1 protein-coding gene and 1 pseudogene are annotated in these 1,461 nt (G+C 62.1%); one reads left to right on the top strand and one right to left on the bottom strand.

Going from position 1 to position 1,461, the window contains the following annotated elements; all coding sequences use genetic code 11:
• Positions 1-961, bottom strand: a 961-nt coding sequence (locus G1E_RS16650) for a sodium:proton antiporter (RefSeq protein ID WP_047149955.1), incomplete at its 3' end; no start/stop codon positions are given.
• Between the two features lie 199 nt (positions 962-1,160).
• Here G1E_RS16650 and G1E_RS29620 point away from each other — a divergent pair.
• Positions 1,161-1,461: pseudogene (locus G1E_RS29620) on the top strand (EamA family transporter); the annotation flags it as partial.

The raw sequence follows: 1,461 nt of genomic DNA, 5'->3' as shown, positions 1-1,461 counted from the left end.
CGCCGCCAGCGGCCAGGTGCATCCAGTTGAACGGCAGCAGCAACAGCTCCAGGCCGATCAGGGCGAACAGCAGCGCATTGAGCATGTCATCGATCAGCTCCCAGAAACCGTCCATGTAGCGGCGGGTCATGTCGTTCATGGCCAGGTTGCGCCCCAGGTTGCCGATGATCAGGCCCGCCACCACCATGGCGATCGGCGCCGACACGTGCAGCTCGTAGCACATCGCCGAGCCGCCGATCACCAGTGCCAGGGTCAGCATGACCTCGACCTGGTACTGCTCCACGCTCTTGATCATGCGGTAAGTGGCGTAGCCGATCAGGCCGCCGAAGAGCACGCCGCCAATGGCCTCGCGGGCGAACAGCACCGCCGTGTCGCTGATGCTTGGGGTTTCGCCCAGCTGGATGATGCCCAGCAACACGGTGAATACCACCACGGCGGTACCGTCGTTGAACAACGACTCGCCGACGATGGTGGTCTTCAAGGGTTTTGGCGCATTGGCCGTACGCAGCGCGCCGAGCACGGCAATCGGGTCGGTCGGTGAAATCAGTGCACCGAACAGCAGGCAGTAGATCAGCGGAACCTGCCAGCCGAACATGGCAAATACCCAATGCGACAGGTAGCCGATGACCACGGTGGCAATCAGCACGCCCACGGTCGCCAGTAGCCCGATTGGCCAGCGGTAGCTGCGCAGGTCGGTGAGGTTGACGTGCAGGGCGCCGGCAAACAGCAGAAATGCCAGCATCCAGTGCATCAGCAGGTCATTGAAGTCGATCTGGTTCATCAGGCCTTCGACGCGCTCTTCCAGGCCAGGGAAGCCGATCAGGCTCAGGCCTTGCAGCATCAGGGAAAACAGCAGCGCCGTGACCATCACGCCGATGGCGGGCGGCAGGCCGATGAAACGGTAGTTCACATAGGTGAGGAGGGTGGTCAGGCAGATAAACGCGGCAACTAATTCAAGCATCCCGAATCCTGTAACAGTGGCTTCCAAGTCGTAACCCGAATGGCTCGAGCAGTTCTTTGATGACCTGGCGAGGGGTTCGGGACACAGCCTTTGACCGAATTCGTTGCGAACGTTCCCACTCTGGGGCCGGCGATTGGCCGCACAATGGCCCGCGAACGCTCTATATTCACAGCCACGAAAGCCATGAGGAAAACAAGACGTGCTGGCAACATCCTTGGTGCTGGTCGCCGCGCTGCTGCACGCGACCTGGAACACCCTGATCAAATTCAGCGGCGAGCGGCTGCTGGTCATTGCCAGCATGGACACCGTGGCCTTGGCCTTCGCCGTGCTGGCGCTGCCGTTCGTGCAACTGCCACCGGCCAGTATCTGGCCGTGGCTGCTGGCTTCGGCGCTGGCCGAGCAGCTGTACCGCTACCTGCTGATCCAGGCCTACCGGGTGGGTGACCTGGGCCTGGTCTACCCTCTGATGCGCGGGTTGTCGCCGCTGGTGGTGCTGGGCT

The sequence above is a fragment of the Pseudomonas sp. TJI-51 genome (assembly GCF_000190455.2).
Classification (GTDB): Bacteria; Pseudomonadota; Gammaproteobacteria; order Pseudomonadales; family Pseudomonadaceae; genus Aquipseudomonas; species Aquipseudomonas juntendi.
Note: the sequence above shows the minus strand (reverse complement) of the source record. Positions and strands in the feature narration are given on the sequence as shown.